Consider the following 23,339-nt stretch of genomic DNA (forward strand, 5'->3'; position numbering starts at 1 on the left):
GACTCTTTGTTTGTGACAAAATTATCATACTTCATTTTAACAATAACCACAAATACTAATTAATGGCAGAAATGATGCGTTTAAGCTATCGATTAATCTTCAGATTCTTTCTTTATAAATTCAATGAACCGCTGTACCGCCGGTAATTGATAGCGATCCCGCATCCAGAACATGTAATGGCGGTAAAAAAGATCCATATCTTTAATAGAATGAATATGAATAGATGCTTCATCCAGTGAATCAACTTTCGGTACCAGTGCAATTCCAAATCCTTCTTTTACGAGAGCCATAATAGAGTGCTCGTCCGGACATGTTACGATGATATTCGGTTTCATACCCAGTCTTCGGTATAAACGTTTGGAATATCTTCCGGGACCGGAATCCTTGTCGTAGCCGATTATGGGATAATTCATCAGTTCCTGGATTGCAACATCATCATACTGGTTCAATTCATGTTCGTTCGGAGTAATGATTACCATTTTTTGTTTCTGCAATGGATAAAACGCCAACTCATCATCATTATCTATAAAAGCACCGAATCCCAGATCCAGTTCTCCCATTTTTACTTTCTGAGCGATGGCAGGGCTGTGATTCTGGTAAAAGTTGAACGATACCTTTGCATTTTCTTCTATATTAAGGAACTTTCGAACTTTATGAGGGATGTAGTGACTGGCAAGTGGGAAGATGTATCCGATATCAATGTAGCCATTACCGGATGCAATCTCGTTCATTTTAGTTTTAGCAACTTCGCATTCGGATAAAATACGGTCCGTATATTCTTGAAACAGTCTGCCGGCCTTAGTAAGCACAATTCCCCGTCCCTGCTTTTCAAACAGCATCACGCCAAGCTCTTTCTCGAGCGAGGAAATGGCTCTGCTCAAGGATGGCTGCGAAAGATAGAGCTTCTCTGCAGCCTTATGATAGTTCTCATATTCTGAGACAGTTTGAAAATACAATAATTGATTGAATGTCATGTTCACACCTCTTCCTTGAATACACCATAACATATTGATAGCTTAAACGCATTAATTTTGTGCTTAAATCCTTTCGCTCATGATGCGGGTCATTCAATTTTCAAACAGGCAGTCACCAAAAAATAAAAATGGTGGAATTAACAAGCGAAGAATAATATAATGATGCCAGAGAATCATGGATAAAGATTTTTGATATAGCCTCCGGCAGGATTGCAGAGGCATTCTTGAACGTGAGAAGGAGATAGATTATGAATATCGTAAAAGTAAGAAACGTTGAGATCGGTGCAGGAGTTCCAAAGATCTGCGTACCAATTGTTGGTATAACAAAAGAAGAGATTATCACAGAAGCAAAATCATTCGATTCTATTCCGGTTGATGTTGTTGAGTGGCGTGTAGACTGGTTTGAGCATGTATTTGAATTTGACAAAGTGTTGGATGTGCTGAAGGAACTGCGAAAAGCTCTGGGAGAGACTCCGATTCTTATGACATTCCGCACTTCAAAAGAAGGTGGCGAAAAAGTAATTGAGGATGCCGCATATGCTGAGTTAAATATCAAGGCAGCACAGTCCGGATATGTTGATCTTATAGATGTGGAAATGTTTACAGGTGATGAGATTGTAAAACAGATCATCGAAAGTGCTCATGCGGCAGGTGTGAAGGTTGTAGCTTCTAATCATGATTTCTTCAAGACACCGGACAAGGATGAGATTGTGTCCCGTCTTAGAAAAATGCAGGATCTGGGTGCAGATATTCCGAAGATCGCAGTTATGCCGCAGAACAGAAAAGATGTGCTCACACTTCTTGCCGCTACAGAAGAGATGTCAGGCACATATGCAGACAGACCGATCATCACAATGTCTATGGCAGGAACAGGTGTGATCAGCCGTCTGTGCGGGGAGGTATTTGGCTCGGCACTTACATTCGGAGCTGCTAAGAAGGCTTCTGCTCCCGGACAGATGGGTGTAAATGATTTAAGCACAGTTCTTGGCCTGCTTCACAATGCATTATAATTCCGGGAATATTTCTTTGAACTCCCCCGGTGCGAGGGTTTCGTCTAATGTGAAGTTTCCCATGGTAACTCTTTTCAGCGCAATGATGCAGCAGCCTACAACCTTAAGCATTCTGCGTACCTGATGTTTTTTCCCTTCGGTGACGGTAATCTCGCCAAAAACGATCGGATGCTCTGGACGGTTATGGCAGCTTGCAGACTGAATCTCCGGATGAAGAGTGGGAAGGACTTCTTTCAATACGCTTGTGGCGGTGACACTTACGTGTGCAGGAGCCGTCAGCCTGTCGCTTCCCGTTAGCTGTACACCGTGTTCCAATGCATAGAGATCTTCCTCTGACAGCGTTCCCATTGCTGTAAAGAGGTAGGTCTTTTCTTTTTTATAAGAGGGATGTGTCAGCTTCTGGTTAAACATGCCGTCATCTGTGACGAGAAGCAGTCCTTCGGTGGCACGATCCAGCCGTCCAACCGGAGACAGATCTGGATTATCAAGATCAGAAAAATAATCCATAACGGTAGGATAACGGTCATCGCGCCTGGCGCAGACACAGCCAAATGGTTTGTTGAACATATAATAGTGGTACATAATGACCTCCGTAAAGTAAGCATTCTCGCTACATTATTTCTGAAAATCGGGTAAATGTCAACTGCCATACACCGCCTTTACTTGTGAAAATGTGTGTGCTACACTGAGGACAGAAGAGGTGACTGCGTATGAAAAATTATTCAGAAGATGCAAACAGACAATACCATATACAGACAGCAGAAGGCGAGGTAGGGCGCTATGTGATCCTGCCGGGAGATCCGGGGCGCTGTGAGAAGATTGCACAGTACCTGGATCATCCTGTAAAAATAGCTGAGAATCGTGAATTTGTAACATATACCGGAGAGTTGTGTGGCGAGAAAGTCAGTGTGACATCGACAGGTATCGGCGGACCATCGGCGGCAATTGCCATGGAAGAGCTGTATCGGTGTGGTGCGGATACATTTGTCAGGATCGGAACCTGTGGGGGCATTCAGCCGGAAGTGAAGAGTGGAGACGTTGTGATTGCAACCGGTGCGGTGCGGATGGAAGGAACCAGTAAGGAATATGCACCGATTGAATATCCGGCAGTTGCTGACCTGCACGTGATAAATGCCCTGGCAGATGCGGCGGAGGATATGGGTGCAGATTATCATACCGGAGTTGTGCAGAGCAAGGATGCATTCTATGGACAGCATGAACCGGAGAAATTACCGGCAGGGTATGAGCTGATCCGGAAATGGGAAGCATGGAAGATGCTTGGCTGTCTTGCATCAGAGATGGAGACGGCGGCGCTTTTTATCGTGGCATCCCATCTGCGGGCAAGGGCAGGAGCGTGTTTCCTTGTAATGGCTAATCAGGAGCGGGAAAAAGCCGGGCTTTGGAATCCGGTAGCTCACGATACAGATCTTGCTGTCCGCGTGGCGGTTAATGCTGTGCGCAGACTGATACAGGATGACCATAGAAAGGCAGTAAAGAAGGAGCGCGATGAGAATGGTTAAATGTGAAGAATTAAATGCAGATATGATTCGCAGACTGATTGATCGCGCAATCGAGGGAATGTCTTATGCGTATACGCCTTATTCCGGTTTTCGCGTAGGTGCGGCATTACTGACAGAAAGTGGTGAGATATATACAGGATGCAACATTGAAAATGCAGCATATACACCGACTAACTGTGCAGAGCGGACTGCGTTTTTCAAAGCAGTCAGTGAGGGAGAGCGGCATTTTGCCGCCATCTGCATTGTTGGCGGTAAAGATGCGAAGCTTGCCGATTATACATCACCGTGTGGCGTGTGCAGACAGGTGATGATGGAATTCTGCGAACCGGAGCAATTCAAAATTATACTTGCGATCAGCCGGGAAGAGTATCGGATTTACACATTAAAAGAATTATTGCCGGAAGGCTTTGGACCGGCAAGGCTCGCACGATAAACACAGAGCAATAGGTGATGACAGCAGACGAGGAGTGACGGATATGAAAGAATATAAGAGAATATTTGTGATCGTGATGGATTCACTGGGCATTGGTGCTATGCCGGATTCGGAAAAATTCGGAGATATTGGCGTGGATACATTTGGACATATTCTGGAGCGGATGCGGACACTGGATATTCCAAATCTCCGGAAGCTTGGTATGCTGAATCTGCATTCCGGTGGTGATATGACAGGTATCAAACAGCCTGTGGGAAGATATTGCAAAATGGCTGAGTGCAGCAATGGCAAGGATACCATGACAGGACACTGGGAAATGATGGGACTGCGTACGGAGAAGCCATTCCGTACATTTACGGAGACAGGATTTCCACCGGAACTGATCAAAGAACTGGAAGAGCACTGTGGAAAGCGGGTTATTGGCAACAAGAGTGCCAGTGGTACAGCGATTATTGAAGAACTGGGTGAGGAAGAGATCGCAACCGGAGCTATGATCGTCTATACGTCGGCTGATTCTGTGATGCAGATCTGTGGCAATGAAGAGACTTTCGATCTGGAGAATTTGTATCGGTGCTGTGAGATCGCCCGGGAACTTACAATGAAGGAAGAATGGCGTGTCGGACGAGTCATTGCAAGACCATATATTGGTAAGAAAAAGGGTGAATTTAAGCGTACAAGTAATCGCAGAGATTATGCGTTGAAGCCGTCAGGAGCAACTACACTGAATGCACTTGCAGATGCGGGATATGATGTGATTGGCATTGGGAAGATCCATGACATTTTCTGCGGTGAAGGAATTACCGAAAGTCTGCATTCCACCAGTTCTGTTAATGGTATGGAGCAGACGATTGATATCTGTAAGAAGGACTTTGAAGGGCTGTGCTTTGTGAATCTGGTGGACTTTGATGCGCTGTGGGGACATCGCAGGAATCCGGAAGGTTACGGAAGAGAGATCGAGAAGCTGGATAAGAATCTGGGTGTACTTTTAGATACCATGCGGGAAGATGATCTACTGATCATAACGGCGGATCACGGGAATGATCCAACCTACACCGGAACGGATCACACGCGTGAATACGTACCGTTACTGGCATATTCAAAGGAAATAAAAGAAGGCGGCAAGATACCGGATACAGATACATTTGCGGTGATCGGAGCGACGATCGCAGATAATTTTGATATCCGTATGCCAGAAGGAACCGTTGGATATTCTATCTTAGAAGAACTGAAATAAGGATAATAGAAGCAGGGAGCAATGAAGTGAATGATTAATCGAGAAGATATGCTGGAGCTCAGCAGAAGAATGACACCGGCCAGAGCATCAGTGGCAAGAATCGCAGGTGCATATTTTGATGAAGAAGGTTGTGTAGATGGAACATTTAATACACATTTTCTGAAACTTTCAGCAGCAGAGCGCAGCCGCAATCTGAATCAGGCCAAGACACTCCTCCTCGCTAAAACAAACGAGGAACTGAAGGAATATCCGATTCCGGCAGCAGAACGGAAACCGGGAAGTATCTGGCAGCTTCTCGATGGAATACTGGAATCAGAATTAAAAAATGATGCATTTTTAGATATCTTATACGAGGTGATCAGTGAGAAATATCAGCCTGGTTATTCTTACGCGTGCTTTTTATATTTCGGACAGTACGATGTGCCGGTCAAGGGCAGTGATAAGGAATGGTTGGAAGGATCGGAAGAAGTCTATACTTATCTGCTATGTACACTTAGTCCGCTGGAAGGCGAGTATGAGCCGGGAAAACCAACAGCGGGATTCCTGTATCCGGCGTTTAAAGAGAGAAGTGGAAATTGCGAGTATATGAATGTTTTAAGGTTAGGTTAAGGCTCCGCCCATTGTACCTTAAGATTCTTTTGTTATACTTACAGCATAGAAACAAAGAACTACTTTTTGAAATATAAAAGGAGACAGGAGGAGTTATTATGGGAGCATGGAGTCGTAAAGGACTGAAAGAAAAAGCGAAGATCAGATTAAAAGCAAATTACTGGAAGGCGGTGCTTGTCGGGTTACTCGCAGTGTTGATTGGAGGTGGAAGTTCAGCAGCATCTGGAGTATCATCTGGTGTACAATCGAGTTCGACAGATATGATAGGGGATTCGATTGTGAATAGAATACCTTATATCTCTCCGGCAGGTACGATTATGATAATTCTGTTTGCATTGGCTGTGGCATGTATCGCGATTGCGATAGCAATTGTTTTAAATGTATTGCTGATCAATCCACTGGAGATTGGACGCAACCGTTTCTTCTACAGAGACCTGGAAGAAAATGCAGAGATTAAAGAGGTGTGCTTTACATTTGACAGAGGCTACAGGAACGGTGTGAAGATTATGTTCTTCCGTGATCTGTATACCATCCTCTGGTCACTTTTGTTTATCATTCCTGGTATTGTTAAGTCTTATGAATATCGCATGATTCCATATATTCTGGGCGAAAATCCAGACATGAATCGGGAACAGGTATTTGCAATGAGTAAGCAGATGATGGATGGAAATAAATGGAATACATTTGTCCTGGATCTGTCATTTATCCTGTGGGATCTTCTTGGAGCATGCACAATGGGTATTCTTCACGTATTCTATATCGAGCCATATAAAAGACTTACGGATGCCGGGCTTTATCAGGCATTGAAAGAACAGATGTTAGCAAGAACAGAGAATGTAGTGGGAGAACAGTAGGGGAAGACTCTTATGAAATATGTGATTTTAATTGCTGATGATGAAGCAGAGATCAGAGATTTGCTCAGATTATATTTGGAAAACAGTGGATATGATGTCCTCGAGGCCGCAGATGGTCTCGAGGCATTGGAGGTTCTGGAGAAAGAACATGTGGATCTTGCAGTACTGGATGTGATGATGCCGCGCATGAATGGGCTGCATGTGTTGAAAAAGATTCGGGAAACGAGTAATATTCCGGTGCTTGTATTTTCAGCAAAAGATGCAGATTCAGATAAGATTCTTGGGCTCAATTTGGGCGCGGACGATTATCTGACGAAGCCATTTAATCCACTCGAAGCAGTAGCAAGAATTCAGTCGAATATCCGACGTTTCTATTCGCTGGGTGGGCATGATGGGAAGAGGGAGTCAGAGACTGCCAATCTGAAGGTGAGGGATTTGACGCTGGATACAGAAAGCTGCGTGCTGTATCGGGAAAAAGAACCAATCGAACTGTCTTCTGTGGAATACCGGATTATGTATATGTTCATGGAACATCCCGGAAAAGTATTTACAAAAGGGCAGATCTTTCAGGCTGGATGGAACGAAGAATATATGGACGATGATAATAATGTTATGGTGTGCATCAGCAAACTCAGAGCAAAGTTATCAAATGATGGAAGTAAATATATCAAGACGGTCAGAGGGCTGGGATACCGATTGGAGAAATAGATGGAGGAAAAGGGAATGGCACAAACAGATACGTCGCAGACAATAGAACATCTGAAACGTTTCCTGATTATTCGTCTGTTGGCAGTAATGGTATTTATCTTTGCCTGTGAAGCAATTATTAATCTGATTGTAACCAGAATCATGTTTCCTGTTTTTAATATATTATTTGGGACAGAGCCGATTTTTACAAATCAGTCAGCAGGGGAAAATATTATCTTATTGCTGCGAATGGCCGGTTATTTGTTGCTGACTGGAATTAATATACTACTTCCAAATGGTCTGGCTGGAATATTTTCCTATATTTCAGCAGGTTTGTGGAAAAACAGCAATCTTCTTACCGGAATGTCCGGAACGGAACAGATGTTGATATTTGTAGTGTTGTTTGTTTTTATCTGCCTTTATCTGCTTCCGTATATGGTAGGCATTTTATATTACAGTGGTATTGTGGTAAGGAAAATGGAAGAGGTGCGGGAATACGACAGAAGGCAGCAGGAAGCATTTGCCAGAAAGAGGAATCTGTTGCTGTCCGATATTACCCATGATCTGAAAACTCCGATCACAACTGTTGCCGGATATGTACAGGCATTGAATGACGGCATGGTGGAAGATCCGGAAAAGCAGAAGCAATACCTGGAATCAATTCGGAAGAAATCGTTGGAAATGAGTGAGCTGATCACATTGCTTTTTAATTATGTGAAGCTGGACAGCGAAGGATTTGATCTGAAAAAGGAACGGATCAATATCACAGAACTTGTCCTTCAGCTTGTGGCAGGTGCGTATACTGATATGGAAGAGGCTGGGATGATTCCTGATATAGATATTCCGGAAGAAGCGGACTATGCAGAAATAGATAAAATGCAGTTCAGCCGTGCATTTACAAATTTGCTTACGAATGCTATCAAGCATAATGAAGCAGGAACCAGCATAAAAATCAGCATGAAAAAGAAGCTTAGTTATCTGGTGATCAAAGTCATGGATTCCGGCGAGAGGATCGATTTGGAGTTAGCACAGCAGTTGTTCGACCCGTTTGTTATGGGCGATGAATCGCGAAACAGCCGAGGCGGAAGCGGACTTGGATTAAGCGTTTCAAAAAAAGTCATTGAAATGCACGGAGGCAATCTGACATTGGAGCAGCCGACAGAAGAAGGATATACGAAAGCATTTTGTATTAAGATAAAACAAGTGGAAGAGAAACCATATGAATATGAGTAAGGGAAGAATTTTAACATAGACATACATCAAAACGCCCCTGCATAGATTGTAAAAAACGAACTATGCAGGGGTTTTGTATGAAAGAATATATTGAAGAACGTGCAATTGAGATCGCCTATTATATCATCGAACATAAGGCTACGGTCCGCCAGACGGCCAGGCAGTTTGGAGTCAGTAAGAGCACTATACACAAGGATGTGACAGAGAGACTTCTTACAGTTAATCCATCGCTGGCAGCGGAGGTGCGCAAGGTTCTGGATGTGAACAAATCCGAGCGGCACATCCGCGGCGGTATGGCGACGCGTGAAAAATATCTTCATCAGCACGAACTGTCAGAGACAGCATTTAAGACAGTGTAAATACTCTGGTCGCGATTGAGAAGTAGATCATGATCGAACAGGTATCTACTACAGTTGTGATCAGCGGCGATGCCATGATGGCAGGATCCATGTGTAGCTTCTTTGCAAACAATGGAAGCGTACAGCCGATGATCTTAGCAATGATGACAATCAATGACAGCGACAGTGCGATAACGATTGCCATTTTTAAATCTTTGTACATAATAAAAATACGGATACCGTTGGCAATTGCCAGACCGATTCCGACTAGCAATGCGATGCGGAATTCTTTGAAAATCACCCGGAAAATGTCTTTGAATTTGATCTCATCCAGGGCGAGTCCGCGGATGATCAGAGTCGAACTCTGCGAACCACAGTTACCGCCGGTATCCATCAGCATCGGGATAAATGATACCAGAAGTGGCACTGCCGCAAATGCATTTTCGTAACGGGTAATGATCGTTCCGGTAATTGTTGCGGAAAACATCAGCACCAGCAACCATACGAAACGATTTTTAGCGTGAGCAAAAACGGATGTATCAAAGTAGCTTTTTTCACTTGGTGTTACAGCGGCCATCACAGTCATATCTTCTGTGGCCTCGTCTACTACGACATCAATAGCATCATCGACGGTGATGATGCCAACCATTAATCCGTCCGCATCCAGAACCGGAAGGGCAAGAAAGTCATATTTAGAGAAGAGCCTTGCAGCTTCTTCCTGGTCGGTATGTGTATGAACAGAGATGATCTCCGTCTCCATGATGTCACCAATTTTAGTGTCATCATCCATGGTCATCAAATCCTTGGCAGTTACGATACCGATCAGCTTTCTGCGTTCCAGTACGTAACAGGTATAAATGGTCTCTTTGTGGATGCCGACTTCCTTGATGTGGCGCATGGCATCGCACACGGTCATGTCTTTTTTTAGTGCCACATATTCAGTAGTCATGATACTTCCGGCACTGTCATCAGGGTAGTTCAGCAACAGATTAATATCGTCACGTTTGCTGCTGTCTACGGTGTCCAAAATACGGGTAACCAGATTAGCCGGAAATTCACCCAGCATATCTACGGTATCATCCATATAAAGGTTATCAAGAAGCTCTTTCAGTTCCTTTTCGGTAAATATCTCTACCAGATAAGCCTGCATGGTGCTGCTCATATTGGAAAATACGTCAGAAGCTTCGTCTTTTGGAATCAGCCGGAATGCAATGGCCAGTTCCTTATCTTCTAATTCTGAAAGCAGAAGAGCAATGTCTACTGCGTTCATTACATTTAATATATTCTGGATTGTCTTGTAGTCTTTCTTCAAAAGCAGATCTTTGAAGATTGTTATTGTCATATTCATCGGAATCCCATCCTTTCATTAATATCAGTCGAAAGTTGTATATCAAATTATCCGCGTCCGAATCCATTACTCTCACCACCTTTTTCTCGTAAAAATATAAAAAACCTCATCAAAGCCTGAGCAATGACAAGGTTGTTCTGTCTCCAAATAATCATCATCGTTCAAGCTTTAGTATCGCAGGGCTTAATAATTGCATTAGGTTATGCCTTAAATACGACATAGCCTGTTGACCAGCGAATCGTGTCTCCACGTTTTTGCGGCAGCAATCTTAGGAATAACCATATCCCTGCGGTAACCTCACCTACCGAGAATATTTAATTCTGCAAACTCATTCTACCGCCCGAGGTAGGGGATGTCAACCAATAGTTACTAGTTATATGAAGAAATTGGGTTAAATTTTGGTAAAAGAAATCATACTTCGATGCTTGTAAATATCGGAGTGCTATTTTATAATGAAAAGAAGTACGGAAGCCTGGCATAGTGTCTGGCTTTCAGGACAAGATTGAGGAGGAACACAGGTGGATAGAGAATTAGTAATTGTACTTGATTTCGGCGGACAGTATAATCAGTTGGTTGCAAGACGTGTCCGTGAGTGCAATGTATATTGTGAGATTTATTCTTACAAGACTGATATTGAGAAAATCAAGGCTATGAACCCGAAGGGAATCATCCTGACCGGAGGTCCGAACAGCTGTTATGAGGCGGATTCTCCGACATATGCAAAGGAATTATTTGAAATGGGTATTCCGGTGCTCGGACTTTGCTATGGTGCACAGTTAATGATGCATATATTAGGTGGTAAAGTAGAGCGTGCAGATGTCCGTGAATATGGTAAGACAGAAGTATTTGTAGATAAGACATCTCCATTATTCGGTGATGTGTCTGAGAAGACGATATGCTGGATGAGCCATTTTGATTATATTTCAAAGATTGCTCCGGGATTCCGGATTACAGCACACACAGCAGACTGCCCAACAGCAGCGGCAGAGTGTCAGGAGAAAGGACTGTATGCAATTCAGTTCCATCCGGAAGTATTGCACACACCAGAAGGAACCAAGATGCTGTATAATTTTGTAAGAAACGTCTGTGGATGTGCCGGCGACTGGAAGATGGATGCGTTTGTAGAGAATTCTATTAAGGCTATCCGTGAAAAGGTCGGAGACGGTAAAGTGCTCTGTGCATTATCAGGTGGTGTAGATTCATCTGTAGCAGCTGTTATGTTGTCAAAAGCAATCGGTAATCAGCTGACCTGTGTATTTGTAGATCATGGACTTCTTCGTAAAAATGAAGGAGATGAAGTAGAAGCAGTATTTGGACCAGATGGACCGTATGACCTGAATTTTATTCGCGTGAATGCGCAGGAACGTTTCTATAGTAAGCTTGCCGGAGTGGAAGAACCGGAGAGAAAGCGTAAGATCATCGGAGAAGAATTTATCCGTGTGTTTGAAGAAGAAGCTAAGAAGATCGGTGCAGTAGACTTTCTGGTACAGGGAACCATTTACCCGGACGTAGTAGAAAGCGGTCTGGGCGGTGAATCAGCAGTGATCAAGTCTCATCATAACGTAGGCGGACTTCCGGATTATGTAGATTTCAAAGAAATCATTGAACCACTGCGTGACCTGTTCAAAGACGAGGTAAGAAAAGCAGGTCTGGAAATGGGTATTCCGGAGTATCTTGTATTTCGTCAGCCATTCCCGGGACCGGGACTTGGTATCCGTATCATTGGAGAAGTCAATGCAGAAAAAGTACGCATCGTACAGGATGCAGATGCAATTTATCGTGAAGAGATTGCAAAAGCAGGACTTGATCGTGGAATCGGACAATACTTTGCAGCACTGACCAATATGCGAAGCGTTGGTGTTATGGGTGACGAAAGAACCTATGACTATGCAGTAGCATTGCGAGCAGTTAATACCATCGATTTTATGACGGCAGAGGCAGCTGAGCTTCCATTTGAAGTACTGCAGACGGTAATGAGCAGAATTATTAATGAGGTCAGAGGAGTCAACAGAGTATTCTATGATCTTACAAGTAAGCCGCCGGGTACGATTGAGTTCGAATAGTTGACGCTGGGCTACAAAGCCCGTAACCACGGGGCTTTGCGGCTTTGGGTGTTTGAAATTGCATTATCATTGCATTTTTATATTTCTTTGTGATACATTGCAGTATGCTGATTACTGGTATAATTAGCAATACTTTGAGAAGCTGACTGGTAGCTGAGAACCCCGGTCAGCTTCTTTGCAATCTCAATATTGGTGTTTGGATACAGATGACCATAAGTTCCTAGTGTCGTCTGTATTTTTTCATGTCCAAGACGCTCTTTAATCAGCAGTGGATTTTCGCCCATGCTGATAAGCAGGGAAGCATGCGAATGTCTCAGGGCATGAATTTTGATTCTGTGGACACCAGCTAAATTTGCCAATTTCTCTAATGCTCTTGGAAGCGTTGTTTTGCTGGTGGGTGTACTGTTATAACTCAGTACGAATCCACAATTTGGTAAAACCTTTGCCTGGACCGCCTTCCATTCTTGTAATTCCTTGATGGTATCAGCATCAATATAAATGGTACGGTTGCTTGCCTGCGTCTTAGGTTCAACGAATTTGTAGTCATTCATTGTTTTATAGTACAGTGTTTTACTAATAATCAGCATACCTGTTTCAAAATCAATATCATCCCACTGTAAGGCGGCAGCCTCTCCAATACGCATTCCAGTCATAAATAAAAGCCAGAACGAGATGAAGAGATAGTGCTCGTAGTAGTCACCTTTGTACAGCAGGGATATTACCTTCTGAAACTCCTCCAAAGTCCAGAAGTCGATCTTTACTTTTTTAGATTTGATATTGCCGATCATGCGGGCAGGATTCTTCTTTGCAAGTCCGAGGATAATCGCCCGGTCAAAAGCTAAACATAACATTCCCTGAACAATGCGTACATAGTTTGGACTGAATTGTTTTGCCAACTTGAGCTGCCAGGTCTGTACATTTATCGCTTCTATTTCGGACACTTTCTTCTTGTAGAAATAGGCAAAGTGTTTTTGAATGGTCGAGTAACGATTCTTGTAGGTACTTTCTTTCACCTGAGTTTTGTACCACGGAAGATAGATTTCTTCAATAAACTTTTTGAAGGTAATGTCTTCCTTCTTATCAGCTAATTCTTCCGTTGATGCAAGAATCAATTTGGAATACTCGGCACGGGCTTCTTTTTTTGTTGAGAATCCGCTGCGGTATTTTTGAATCTGTTTTCCGGTTACAGGATGATATCCGAGGTTGGCTCGAAAATAATAAGTGCCGTTTTCTGCTTTTTTAATTGGATCTTTTGCCATGATTTCACTCCTTACTAAAATGCAAAAAGCACGATCATTCTTGCTTATCGGGCAAAGTAATCCCTAATAATTCTTCAACGGCTTCTTTTGGAACCCTGTCTAATTTTCTGGATTGATAATAGGTATGCCCCTTTTCTACCATAAGTTCCTTTGCTTTTTTGATAATATCAGCAGCAAAGGAAGGACCGTAGCCTAATTCAATCAAATCCCTTTTTGTTACAGTTATCATGAATCTCCTTTCCACAGACAGGGAATCAACTTGATACCTGTCTATTATTATATCAAATTTTGAGTAAAAGTTCTCTAATAAAAGCGCTATAAGCTAAAATCCCAAAAGTCTATGTTATTCTTTCAGAAGCCAGTTCCTATGCCCGTTCCGGCCACGTAAAACGGTGTTACTTTGTAACTATTAAGCTGCAGGCGTGCGAAGATGCAAACTATCTGCAGTCACCTATATCAATCTCCCGAAAGATTTCTTTTGTTTTCAAGGTACGGCGAATGGATATATTACCCATTCAATTAAGGAATAGGGGGCTTTTCTTTAAGATTGAAAAATTTTAAGAAAAAATGATAAAAATAAAAGCTGCCTTGATTTGGCAGCCACGGAAATCTATTTGCGTTTTAGAGCCAGACGATTCAGCATGGAAATGAGCGCAAGCATATCCTCGTCATCGAGTTGTTTCATCAGATCAGTTGCTTTGTCAATCAGAGGAAGATTGTGCAGCTCTGAATCGAAGAACTGTTGAGGAGTGACTTCCAGATAGTCACAGATATCCAGAAAGCTCTGCATGGTAGGCAGAGAACGTCCGGAAGTGAGGGACTGGATGTAGCTTTTATTTTTGCCAAGATCCAGACTCATCTGATATTCAGATACATTTTTCTTTAAACGCAGTTCGCTGATGCGTTCTCCAATAAAGTTTTTATCCATACATTTACACCTCTCTTCCACATTTTAAACTATTTACTTACAGCAAATTACGGAATAAAATAGAGATATATTTGAAATATAGTGATTATTCCGTAATATAACCGTAATTTACTAAAATGATACAAAAAAAGAAATTATGGATGATAGAAAATGGATTTTGGGGTATGATGATAGCAAAGGAAGTGGATGTCTGTGCGGATTATAGGAAATGAGCAGGAAATTGAATGGGCGAAGGAAGCACTGCGGAATCAATGTAACGATTGTCCCTACTTGGACTGCTGTAATGAAAAGGCGAAAGAGGAGTCAAAGCAGTGTGGAACGGTTCGGTTTGGCTGCCGGGAGTATCTGAAAGAGAAGATTGAATTCGTAGTAGAAAAATAGATGTAGTATTTTGAACAAATATAAACACCATATATAGTATAAGCCTGAATTGACATGAGGAATATCTTGTGCTAGTATACTGATATAGTTTATTTTATGCACACCCTTTTTGGGGAGTTTCGGGATTCATAAGAATCTCCAAACTTACAGGAAACAGCAGGAGCTGATTCCTGGCATAAGTAGTTTATGTTTGTAGTGAGTGTCACGGTATGCCTTTTTTGGCTGCGTGGCACTTTTGTTTTTTCAGGAAGAAACCAGACTTTTAAGAATGAACAGAGAAAAGACTCTCTTTTCATTCTTTTTTTGTGCTTACATTTAGGTTTCGGCATAGTTGCATGCCACAACCAGCTTCGGCTGTTGATGGATAAATATTATTTTAAGAAAGGTGGAATAAGAACATGAATGAAGCAAGAGTGTATGCAGATGGATTTGAGAGATCCTTTGCAGAAGTAAAAGATCTGCTGGAGTTTCTGGCAGAGAGAGGAAGAAATGCCAAATGGATCAGAAAGCCAACGAATACGTTACGGCTGGCACCACTGGAAAAGGAGGCTCAAAATCTGGATGCGGCAGATGCATCCATGGAAGAAATTTTGGAGGATACAGAGAAGAATACGCAGCTTGTACTGAAAATGAGAGGAGAATCCTATCCGGTACGTGACTGTGCCATCCGCACCATTTTAAGCCGCGCAGGTGTCAATGGAGACGGGCTTCGCAAGCTGGATAAGGCAACATATGCGAAGGTAGTCAATTACTGCCTGCGGGTTGCAAAAGGGGATGCCCTGATTAAGATTGCGGACGGAAAGGTTTCCGCAGTACATGGCGGGGATAAACATGATTATTGCATCCTTGATATGAAAGCCATGTTTGAGACAACCTGCGAATATCTGAATCTGAATTTCAAAGGCAGTGTTTACATGGAGGGCTCTGGTATCTATGACCATTCCATTGTATCTGCCATGTGGAAGCTCGGAGGAAGTCAGGAACTTCTGGATACTTACCGAAAAGCACTGGATGCACACGGAATGGATGAGAAGATCCTGTCACCGGCACTTCGTTTTACCACATCTGACGTGGCAGCGAGCGGTGCAAATCTGTATCCGATGCTTTTGACAGACGGACCAAACGGCGTTATCAGTCTGGGAAGTCCAATCAAGCTGGCTCACGATAAAGGGGCAACGATTCTGGACTTCCGGAAAAATCTGGAGCAGGTATGCGCCCGCTATGTGGATGCGATGAAGAATCTTACTCAGCTTATGGACATTGAGATCCGTAATCCGGTGAACTGCCTGAAGCTGCTGATGAAGGAACTTGGCATTAAACAGAAGATCCGGAATGAGGTGGTGGAGCTATTTGTATCCCAGAACGGGGAAGGTGCCTGTACGGCACATGATCTTTATTATGCCATGAATGAAGCCTCCTTTTTTGCAGCCTGTGAAGGAATGTCCGGACAGGGCATCCTGAAGCTGGAGGAGGATATTACGAAGGCGCTTATAAAAGACTGGAAAAAATATGACGTTTATGGAGCAGTCAAATGTTAGGAGGAATTGGAATGAATAACAAAGCAGAGTATACACCGGAAAAGGTTGTGGATATCAGTAACCTGTCAAGAGAAGACTGGTTGGAATACCGCAAAAAAGGAATCGGCGGCAGTGATGTAGCGGCAATCATGGGGATCTCTCCATTTGCCACTATCCGGGATCTGTTTTACAACAAAACAGGTGTGCAGCCGGTCATTCAGGAGGAAGAGGAAAGCAACTGGGTTGCCAAGGAAGTCGGACACCGGCTGGAAGATCTGGTGGCAGAAATCTTTTCCAAAAAGACCGGACTGGAAGTATTTCCGGTACGTGTCATGTTCCGGCATCCATTATATCCGTTCATGCTTGCAGATGTGGATTTTTTTGTTCGTATGCCGGATGGGACATTTGCGATTCTGGAATGTAAAACCTGCAATTATAATGCGAAAGATAAGTGGGCTGATGAGGGTATTCCAGCTCATTATGTGCTGCAGGTAAGGCATTATCTGTCTGTGATGAATATGCAGAAAGCCTTTATCGCATGCCTGTATGGAAATAACGAGAATGAGTTTGTGTATCGCACCATTGAGCGTGATCTGATTGAGGAAGAAGACATCATTGATCAGGAAACGTATTTCTGGCAGGAACATGTATTGAAAAATGTAGTACCGCCGCATAACGGGAATTCCGATCTGGTTCTGGCAAATATCCGTAATTATGGTGGTTTTGCAGACAAATCTATTCCGGAAATTGTGCTTTCCGGTCTGGAATCAAAAAATCTTGAGAAGTATCTTACCCTTTCGGAGGAAAAGTCACAGTTGGAAAAACGGAAAAAGGAAATCGAAGCAGAACAGCGGGCAATCAGTGTTCCTTTTGTGGAACAGCTGGGGCAGGGCTGCAAGGCAGTGCTGGAGGACGGTACGAACCGTTACCGTATTACCTATAATCCGACCAGACGTACTTCGGTTGGGAAAGACCAGATGGAGAAGCTGAAAAACCAGCATCCGGATATCTATGAGGAATATACAAAAACAACGGAGAGCCGTACTTTCCGAATTAAGAAGGAGGCGGCGTAATGAGAAAACCAAATGAACGGATGCGGATAAAAAGCTGGAGGGATATAAACAATGAGGTGCAGATTTAAACATAAGATTTTCCAGAATGAGGAGAATGGGTATACGATTGCCATATTCACCACACAGGATACGTCTGTCCCCCTGTCAGCCAGAGACAAATATCTGGCATCCCGGAATATCATCGGCTTCTCAGCGATTGGATTCGGTCTTCCGCTTACAGACGAGATTGAGCTTGAGATGGAAGGCAGATGGGAGAGCGGAGAGCATGGAACTCAGTATCAGGTGGAAAATTTCATGGAGGTTGTACCACGGACAAAGGAGGGTATCTTAGGATACCTTTCTTCCGGTGCAATCAAAGGTATCGGTCCCAAGATGGCAGATACTATTTTCCGGAAGTTTGGGCTTCAGACACTGGAAATCATGGAAAACAACCCGCAGGAACTCTTGAAGATCCGTGGAATTTCCGAGAAGAAGCTGGCTGCTATTGTGGAGTCCTATGGAAAAAACCAGGTGTTCCGGGAACTGATGACGTTTCTGGCGCCTTTTAAGGTAACACCCAAAAAAGTGAATATGATTCTGAAGAAATTCGGAAATGAATCGGTGGATATTATCCGGCACCGCCCTTACATGCTGAGTGCAGTCAAAGGCTTCGGGTTTCTGACTGTGGATGCGATCGGAAGACAGTGCTGCTGTGCACTCAATGATCCCATGCGGATATCCGGGTGCATCGGACATATCATGAATCAGGCAATGAAAGAAGGACATCTGTTTAAGCAGCGTCAGGAGGTTATCAGGGAAGCACTGGAAATACTGAACCGGGATCTGCAGGTCATGGCAGTATCGGAGCAGGATGTCAGTCAGGTGCTTTACCGGCTGGTGCTGCAAAAAAGCATTGTTGTGGAGGAAGAACGGATCTATTCTATCCGGCAGTATGAAGAAGAAACACAGACCGCTTCCATGATAGCCAGACGGCTTTTGGAGAAGCCGGTTTTGCTGTCCATTGAACCGGAGCTGGAAAAGGCACAGAAGACACTGGGGATCACGCTGTCAGAAACACAGAAACAGGCAGTGCGGATGGTGTTTGCACATCCCATCAGTATTATTACCGGAGGTCCCGGAACCGGAAAGACAACGGTTCTCAAGGTGATTCTCTATATCCATCAGGCGTTATGCAGGTCAGAGGTACAGCTTATGGCTCCGACCGGACGTGCGGCAAGACGTATGGTGGAGAGTACCGGCTGTGAAAATGCATCCACGATGCATCTGGCCCTGGGGCTTTTGGGAGATGATACGGATTTTGAACCGGATTTTGAGTACCTGTCTGCCGGATTTCTAAATGTAGATGAGGTGTCCATGGTGGACATGCATCTTGCCTATGAATTTTTCCGGCGGGTTAGCAGACATGCCAGAGTCCTTTTAGTCGGGGATAAGAACCAGCTTCCATCCGTAGGAGCCGGGGATGTGTTCCGGCAACTGATTGCCTGCGGGCTGATTCCGGTCACGGTACTGGATCTGGTTTACCGGCAGGGCGCTTTGAGCAGCATACCTTATAATGCAAAACTGATGCAGGAGAATAAGACTAATCTGAGCTTTGGGGAGGATTTTCAGTTCATTGCCTGTAAAGGAGCAGATGAAGCGGCAGAGATTGTCCGGAGGATTTATCTGGACGAGATTGCAAAAAACGGCATGGATCAGGTACAGATCCTGACTCCGTATCGGAAACGCAGTGCTGCCGGAGTGGATGAATTGAACAAATCTCTGGAGGATTTTGTAAATCCGCCAATCGCAGGGAAGAAGGAACTGCATATCGGCAGTCAGGTGTTCCGGGTTGGCGATAAGATTTTACAGAATAAAAATACCGAGATGGCGAGTAACGGCGATCTGGGCAGGATACTGGACTGTATCACGGATGAGGATGGAAATGCCAGGGCAGTGATCGGATTCCCGGATGGGCGGCAGGTGCAATATGAAGCTGACCAGATGGAAATGATCGAACATGCTAACGCAACAACCATCCATAAGGCACAGGGTTCCGAATGTCCGGTTGTCATCATCCCTTGGGTAAAAGCCTTTTATATGATGCTGAAGCGCAATATTCTCTATACCGGAGTGACCAGAGCGAAAAGCAAGGTTTATCTGGTAGGGGAATGGGCTGCAGTCTGTCAGGCAATCCATACGGATGACAGCGGGACAAGGAACACCATTCTGAGTGAGCGGATCGTACAGTATTACGATCAGTATCAGAGTGAACAGAAACCGGAAATGGAGCAGTTAAAACTTGTTGTTTAAAAATATTTTTCAATTTTTGAAATAAGCGGACTATTACTCTTATATAGGGGAACGTCTGCTTTTCTAAATGAAAGGAGCAGAGAATGAAAGAATTATTGTATAAGAAATCAGAGGCAGTTGCCGCTTTGAACCGTGTGGATGGCTTCCATCCGATGGAACTGGCAAGAAAGATTGGAGAAGAAGGGCAGGAGGAGCAGCTTTATCTGGATGTGAAATACCGGAAGCTATGGTTTCGTCTGGTCAATCCGGCAGGAAAGATCATCAGCCGGATTATCACTTTCACAGAGAACATGGCAGTTGTGGAAGCACGTATCTATCTGGATAAATGTGATCAGGAAGACAATTATGTAGCCAATTCCTTTTCGCAGAAATTCCGGAGCGATGACCCGAAGTTTGGAGACAAATTTCTGGAAATGGCAGAAACAGCAGCCGTAGGAAGGGCATTATCGGATGCCGGATATGGTGTGCAGTTTGCGGATGTGGGAGAGGAAAATGATCCTGCACAGGTAGATGCCGGAATTCCATATCAGAATCCACAGATGCCGGATTCAGGTGCCATGGAAAATGCAGCCATGCCGGATTCGGGTGTCATGCCAAATGCCCCTATGCCAACTTATGGAGAGATGCCAGGTCAGCCGGAATATGCAGGCCAGCAGATGATGAATCAGTTCTATCAGCAGGCACAGGCGGCGGGAAGCACCATTTACCATGGCAGTGGACAAATGCCTGGCTACGGTTCCGCTCCGGCTGCCTCTACGCCGCCAAAGACCGGACAGATGCTGCAGGGAGCATTACAGAATCTGGATACGTCCCTTCCGGTAGAAGAACTGATGAAACACATGAACTATGAAATGGCAGTCGGGACTGTGATTCCGGGAAAGGGAAAATACGGCGGAAAGACCATGGGACAGGTGGCAGTTGAAAGCCCGTCAACGATCCAGTGGTTTGCCGAGCAATATTCCGGACCGAACAATCTGGTTCCGGCGGCAGCAAAGGTAATTTTACAAAAAGCAATGCCGATGGCTGGTTAAGGAAGAACCCCGCAGAGAGCTTTTTTCTGCGGGGGAAAGGAGGAAGAGACCGGGATGTATTATGATATGTCTGGGTTTGATTATGGAATACTGGATGTGGTGCAGGTGCTGCATCTCAGAAAGCGGCGGGGAAACTATTATGACTGCCCGTTTTGTGGAGAGACGCATGGAAAACTGAATATCAATGTGGAAAAGAATGTATTCCGGTGCAACCGCTGTGATGCGTCCGGGGGGATGCTGAAGCTTTATGCGGATTTGCACAATGTTACACTCTCCGAAGCAAATCAGCAGATCCGGGAAGCATTAGGAAAAGGAGAATACCGGACGGATTATATCAAAGCAACGCCGGTACAGGAAGAAAAGGCAACGGCAGAGCTTGCACCCATAGAGGAAATCCACCGGACGTATCAGAGAATGCTGTCCATGCTCACGCTTAACAGGAAGCATCAGGAGGATCTGCAAAGACGAGGATTAAAACCGGAACAGATCGAAGCACAGCGTTACCGGAGTGTCCCGCTGTTTGGAATGAAGAAGCTGGTCAAAAGGCTGGCAGAAGAAGGATATATGGTGAAAGGCGTGCCGGGATTCTACCGGGATACAGACGGAAACTGGACGATTAACTTCAAAGCAGAAAACTCAGGAATCCTGATTCCCATAGTTTCTTTGGACGGGTTCATCCAGGGTTTTCAGATCCGGGTAGATCATGTGACTGACACGAAAAAATATATCTGGCTGTCCAGTGTCAATTATGACCAGGGAGTTTCCTCCGGAAGTCCGGTACATGTGATCGGTGATCTTGCCGCAGAACGTGTCTATCTGACCGAAGGAGCCTTAAAAGGGACCATAGCCCATTATCTGTCCGGCGCTACCTTTGTGTGCGTTGCCGGAGTGAACCAGTACCGGAATCTGAAACCGGTGCTGGAGCGGATGAAAGGATATGGGATGAAACAGCTTTTGGAGGCGTATGACATGGATAAGAAGATGAAAGTAGCCTGCAATAAGCATGACAGTAAGTGTGCGGTCTGTTTTGAGCGTTCCCCTGTTATCTGCCAGCATAAGGCGGAGAAACGGAGGATTATCCAGAACGGCTGCAATAAGGTCTATGAAATCTGCCGGGAGCTTTCCCTGCCGATGAACCGGATGGTCTGGGATATGGACGAGAGCGGGGAGTGGAACGGGAAACACAAGGGGATTGATGACTATTTAGCCGCCATCAAACAGAAGGAAGGAACCGGGGCACAGACTTCGGCTCTTCCGAAAGGAGAACAATCATGAGAAAAAAAGGAAATACGGTTCTTGCAGGACTCATTATCTGCCTGTTGCTTGTTTTTCTCGCAGCGGCAGGAAAACTCTTTGGTGCTTATCTGAAGTATCAGAAAGGGGACGTAAGTTACGAGAAACTGCAGGAATATGTTCAGGAACCAGAGGAAGAAGAATCACCGGAGTCTGAGAAAGAAAAGGAGGAACCTAAGAATAGGTATCTAGAAATTGATTTTGCAGGTTTAAAAGCGGTTAATCCGGATGTCATAGCGTGGATTCAGATTCCGGCACTGGATATTAGTTATCCGGTGGTACAGGGGAAAGATAATGCATATTATCTTCATCACCTTTTTTCGGGAGAATCCAATATCAACGGGAGCATCTTTGTGGACTGCCATAATCAGCCGGACTTTACGGATCAGAATACGATCGTGTACGGGCATAATATGAAAAACGGGAGCATGTTCGGAACTCTGGATAAGTACCAAGACAAAGAGCTATTTGAACAACATCCGGAGTTTTATCTCTATTTGCCGGACAAGATCCTCAAGTATCGTATCTTTTCCTGCTATGCGGGAAGAACCGGAAGTGAGGGATATAGGTATCATTTCCCGGAAGCGGAAGATTTTCAGACGTTTCTGGATACGGTGTCTTCTTATAGGGATTATGATACCGGCACCGAGCTGTCGGCAACGGATCGGATAGTTACGCTGTCTACCTGTGTCAATTCCAGACGGAATTATCGCTATCTGGTACATGGAAAATTAAGCAGTGAGATCATCACAGAGGAATAAAAGAATCGTGCTGGTGTGAGAAGAAATTTCTTATGCCAGCTTTTATTATGGGAGGAAATGTAATGGGAACAGCATTGGTTATGGAACATGCAAACGCACTGGCACAGATGATAGTCAGTGAAAAGGACAAGTTATTTGATGAAAGAGTGGAGGCTCTTGTAAAACTTTATAGAAGGGCGGAATTTTATCTGAAGCAGGGATTTCTGGAGAGCATCGTCTGCGAGTTCCATCGGAAGAAAGTGGAAATGATTATGCAGGCGGAAACAAAAGGAGAGATTACGGAAATACTGAAGTTATCAAAACCGCATTTTGACGGGAAAAAATTTGTCTATACCTCTCCGTATGCTGTGGAAGAGGAAGAGCTTCTCCTTTGGTCTCTGACATCACTGCAAGGTCCACTCCGGGATGAAGGGTATCGAAGATATCGGGAATTATTTGAGAAGTGCCTGCCGGAGATGGCAGAAAAGATTCCGGCGTAGAACAATGGCATAACAAAGGAACGAA

General features: G+C 44.3%; 24 protein-coding genes and 1 riboswitch. Of the genes, 18 read left to right on the forward strand and 6 right to left on the reverse strand.

Annotated features, from left to right (window positions below):
- Window positions 1-92: 92 nt before the first annotated feature.
- Window positions 93-974, reverse strand: coding sequence for a LysR family transcriptional regulator (locus DWZ93_RS06950; protein WP_118382982.1), 882 nt, complete (start codon window positions 972-974; stop codon window positions 93-95).
- 248 nt (window positions 975-1,222) lie between these two features.
- Between DWZ93_RS06950 and aroD the strand changes: the two genes are divergently transcribed.
- Window positions 1,223-1,984: a type I 3-dehydroquinate dehydratase gene (gene aroD / locus DWZ93_RS06955; protein WP_118452415.1), complete on the forward strand. Its 762-nt coding sequence runs from the start codon at window positions 1,223-1,225 to the stop codon at window positions 1,982-1,984.
- Here aroD and DWZ93_RS06960 read toward each other — a convergent pair.
- The gene (locus tag DWZ93_RS06960) at window positions 1,979-2,566 is read right to left on the reverse strand and encodes a pseudouridine synthase (protein ID WP_118452416.1); all 588 of its coding nucleotides are present in this window, start codon (window positions 2,564-2,566) and stop codon (window positions 1,979-1,981) included. The two genes, aroD and DWZ93_RS06960, sit on opposite strands and share 6 nt — an antisense overlap.
- Window positions 2,567-2,694: 128 nt before the next feature.
- On the opposite strand from DWZ93_RS06960, the gene udp reads away from it, so the two are divergent.
- The 8 genes from udp (at window position 2,695) to spoIIID (ending at window position 8,913) form a co-directional block, all read left to right on the forward strand.
- Window positions 2,695-3,504: a uridine phosphorylase gene (gene udp / locus DWZ93_RS06965; protein WP_118452417.1), complete on the forward strand. Its 810-nt coding sequence runs from the start codon at window positions 2,695-2,697 to the stop codon at window positions 3,502-3,504.
- Window positions 3,497-3,937 carry a cytidine deaminase gene (locus DWZ93_RS06970; protein ID WP_118452418.1) on the forward strand — a complete coding sequence of 147 codons (441 nt, stop codon included), beginning with the start codon at window positions 3,497-3,499 and terminating at the stop codon, window positions 3,935-3,937. Before udp ends, DWZ93_RS06970 begins: the two co-directional genes overlap by 8 nt.
- Before the next feature lie 43 nt (window positions 3,938-3,980).
- A complete protein-coding gene (locus DWZ93_RS06975) occupies window positions 3,981-5,171 on the forward strand; it encodes a phosphopentomutase (RefSeq protein ID WP_118452419.1) in 1,191 nt (396 codons plus the stop codon).
- A 30-nt stretch (window positions 5,172-5,201) separates the two neighbouring features.
- On the forward strand, window positions 5,202-5,780 hold the full coding sequence (locus tag DWZ93_RS06980) for a DUF4317 family protein (RefSeq protein WP_118452420.1): 579 nt from the start codon (window positions 5,202-5,204) through the stop codon (window positions 5,778-5,780).
- Between the two features lie 98 nt (window positions 5,781-5,878).
- On the forward strand, window positions 5,879-6,634 hold the full coding sequence (locus DWZ93_RS06985) for a DUF975 family protein (protein ID WP_118452421.1): 756 nt from the start codon (window positions 5,879-5,881) through the stop codon (window positions 6,632-6,634).
- A gap of 12 nt (window positions 6,635-6,646) precedes the next feature.
- On the forward strand, window positions 6,647-7,342 hold the full coding sequence (locus DWZ93_RS06990) for a response regulator transcription factor (RefSeq protein WP_118452422.1): 696 nt from the start codon (window positions 6,647-6,649) through the stop codon (window positions 7,340-7,342).
- Between the two features lie 15 nt (window positions 7,343-7,357).
- The gene (locus DWZ93_RS06995) at window positions 7,358-8,554 is read left to right on the forward strand and encodes a sensor histidine kinase (RefSeq protein WP_158574294.1); all 1,197 of its coding nucleotides are present in this window, start codon (window positions 7,358-7,360) and stop codon (window positions 8,552-8,554) included.
- A 77-nt stretch (window positions 8,555-8,631) separates the two neighbouring features.
- A complete protein-coding gene (gene spoIIID / locus DWZ93_RS07000; protein WP_118452424.1) occupies window positions 8,632-8,913 on the forward strand; it encodes a sporulation transcriptional regulator SpoIIID in 282 nt (93 codons plus the stop codon).
- Here spoIIID and mgtE read toward each other — a convergent pair.
- Complete coding sequence (mgtE, locus tag DWZ93_RS07005; RefSeq protein WP_118452442.1) at window positions 8,900-10,234, reverse strand: magnesium transporter; 1,335 nt, start codon at window positions 10,232-10,234, stop codon at window positions 8,900-8,902. The genes spoIIID and mgtE overlap by 14 nt on opposite strands.
- A gap of 152 nt (window positions 10,235-10,386) precedes the next feature.
- Window positions 10,387-10,556: riboswitch (M-box (ykoK) riboswitch) on the reverse strand.
- 202 nt (window positions 10,557-10,758) lie between these two features.
- Here mgtE and guaA point away from each other — a divergent pair.
- Complete coding sequence (guaA, locus tag DWZ93_RS07010) at window positions 10,759-12,303, forward strand: glutamine-hydrolyzing GMP synthase (RefSeq protein ID WP_118382992.1); 1,545 nt, start codon at window positions 10,759-10,761, stop codon at window positions 12,301-12,303.
- Between the two features lie 77 nt (window positions 12,304-12,380).
- On the opposite strand, the gene DWZ93_RS07015 is transcribed toward guaA, so the two are convergent.
- The 3 genes from DWZ93_RS07015 to DWZ93_RS07025 all read right to left on the reverse strand — a co-directional run bounded on the left by DWZ93_RS07015 (window position 12,381) and on the right by DWZ93_RS07025 (window position 14,490).
- Window positions 12,381-13,562: a site-specific integrase gene (locus DWZ93_RS07015; RefSeq protein WP_005333347.1), complete on the reverse strand. Its 1,182-nt coding sequence runs from the start codon at window positions 13,560-13,562 to the stop codon at window positions 12,381-12,383.
- 34 nt (window positions 13,563-13,596) lie between these two features.
- Window positions 13,597-13,791 (reverse strand): DUF3173 domain-containing protein, encoded by a 195-nt coding sequence (locus tag DWZ93_RS07020; protein WP_005333349.1) that lies wholly within the window; start codon window positions 13,789-13,791, stop codon window positions 13,597-13,599.
- A gap of 381 nt (window positions 13,792-14,172) precedes the next feature.
- Window positions 14,173-14,490, reverse strand: a complete 318-nt coding sequence (locus DWZ93_RS07025) for a helix-turn-helix domain-containing protein (RefSeq protein WP_005333350.1) — start codon at window positions 14,488-14,490, stop codon at window positions 14,173-14,175.
- Window positions 14,491-14,682: 192 nt separating this feature from the next.
- On the opposite strand from DWZ93_RS07025, the gene DWZ93_RS07030 reads away from it, so the two are divergent.
- From DWZ93_RS07030 to DWZ93_RS07070, 8 genes are all read left to right on the forward strand, one after another.
- On the forward strand, window positions 14,683-14,871 hold the full coding sequence (locus DWZ93_RS07030; protein ID WP_425458801.1) for a 2-ketoisovalerate ferredoxin oxidoreductase: 189 nt from the start codon (window positions 14,683-14,685) through the stop codon (window positions 14,869-14,871).
- Between the two features lie 398 nt (window positions 14,872-15,269).
- Entirely contained in the window at window positions 15,270-16,409 is a 1,140-nt protein-coding gene (locus DWZ93_RS07040) for a hypothetical protein (protein WP_005333353.1), read from the forward strand.
- Window positions 16,403-17,461 carry a YqaJ viral recombinase family nuclease gene (locus DWZ93_RS07045; protein WP_005333354.1) on the forward strand — a complete coding sequence of 353 codons (1,059 nt, stop codon included), beginning with the start codon at window positions 16,403-16,405 and terminating at the stop codon, window positions 17,459-17,461. The genes DWZ93_RS07040 and DWZ93_RS07045 overlap by 7 nt, the downstream gene beginning before the upstream one ends.
- Window positions 17,462-17,512: 51 nt before the next feature.
- Complete coding sequence (gene recD2, locus DWZ93_RS07050; RefSeq protein WP_117613308.1) at window positions 17,513-19,750, forward strand: SF1B family DNA helicase RecD2; 2,238 nt, start codon at window positions 17,513-17,515, stop codon at window positions 19,748-19,750.
- A gap of 83 nt (window positions 19,751-19,833) precedes the next feature.
- A complete protein-coding gene (locus tag DWZ93_RS07055; RefSeq protein ID WP_005333375.1) occupies window positions 19,834-20,781 on the forward strand; it encodes a hypothetical protein in 948 nt (315 codons plus the stop codon).
- A gap of 54 nt (window positions 20,782-20,835) precedes the next feature.
- Complete coding sequence (locus tag DWZ93_RS07060) at window positions 20,836-22,056, forward strand: CHC2 zinc finger domain-containing protein (RefSeq protein WP_005333381.1); 1,221 nt, start codon at window positions 20,836-20,838, stop codon at window positions 22,054-22,056.
- Complete coding sequence (srtB, locus tag DWZ93_RS07065; RefSeq protein ID WP_005333383.1) at window positions 22,053-22,835, forward strand: class B sortase; 783 nt, start codon at window positions 22,053-22,055, stop codon at window positions 22,833-22,835. The genes DWZ93_RS07060 and srtB overlap by 4 nt, the downstream gene beginning before the upstream one ends.
- A gap of 62 nt (window positions 22,836-22,897) precedes the next feature.
- Window positions 22,898-23,314: a hypothetical protein gene (locus tag DWZ93_RS07070; RefSeq protein WP_020436703.1), complete on the forward strand. Its 417-nt coding sequence runs from the start codon at window positions 22,898-22,900 to the stop codon at window positions 23,312-23,314.
- Window positions 23,315-23,339: the final 25 nt, after the last annotated feature.

The sequence above is a fragment of the Dorea sp. AF36-15AT genome, from assembly GCF_003477705.1.
Lineage (GTDB): Bacteria > Bacillota > Clostridia > Lachnospirales > Lachnospiraceae > Claveliimonas > Claveliimonas ammoniilytica.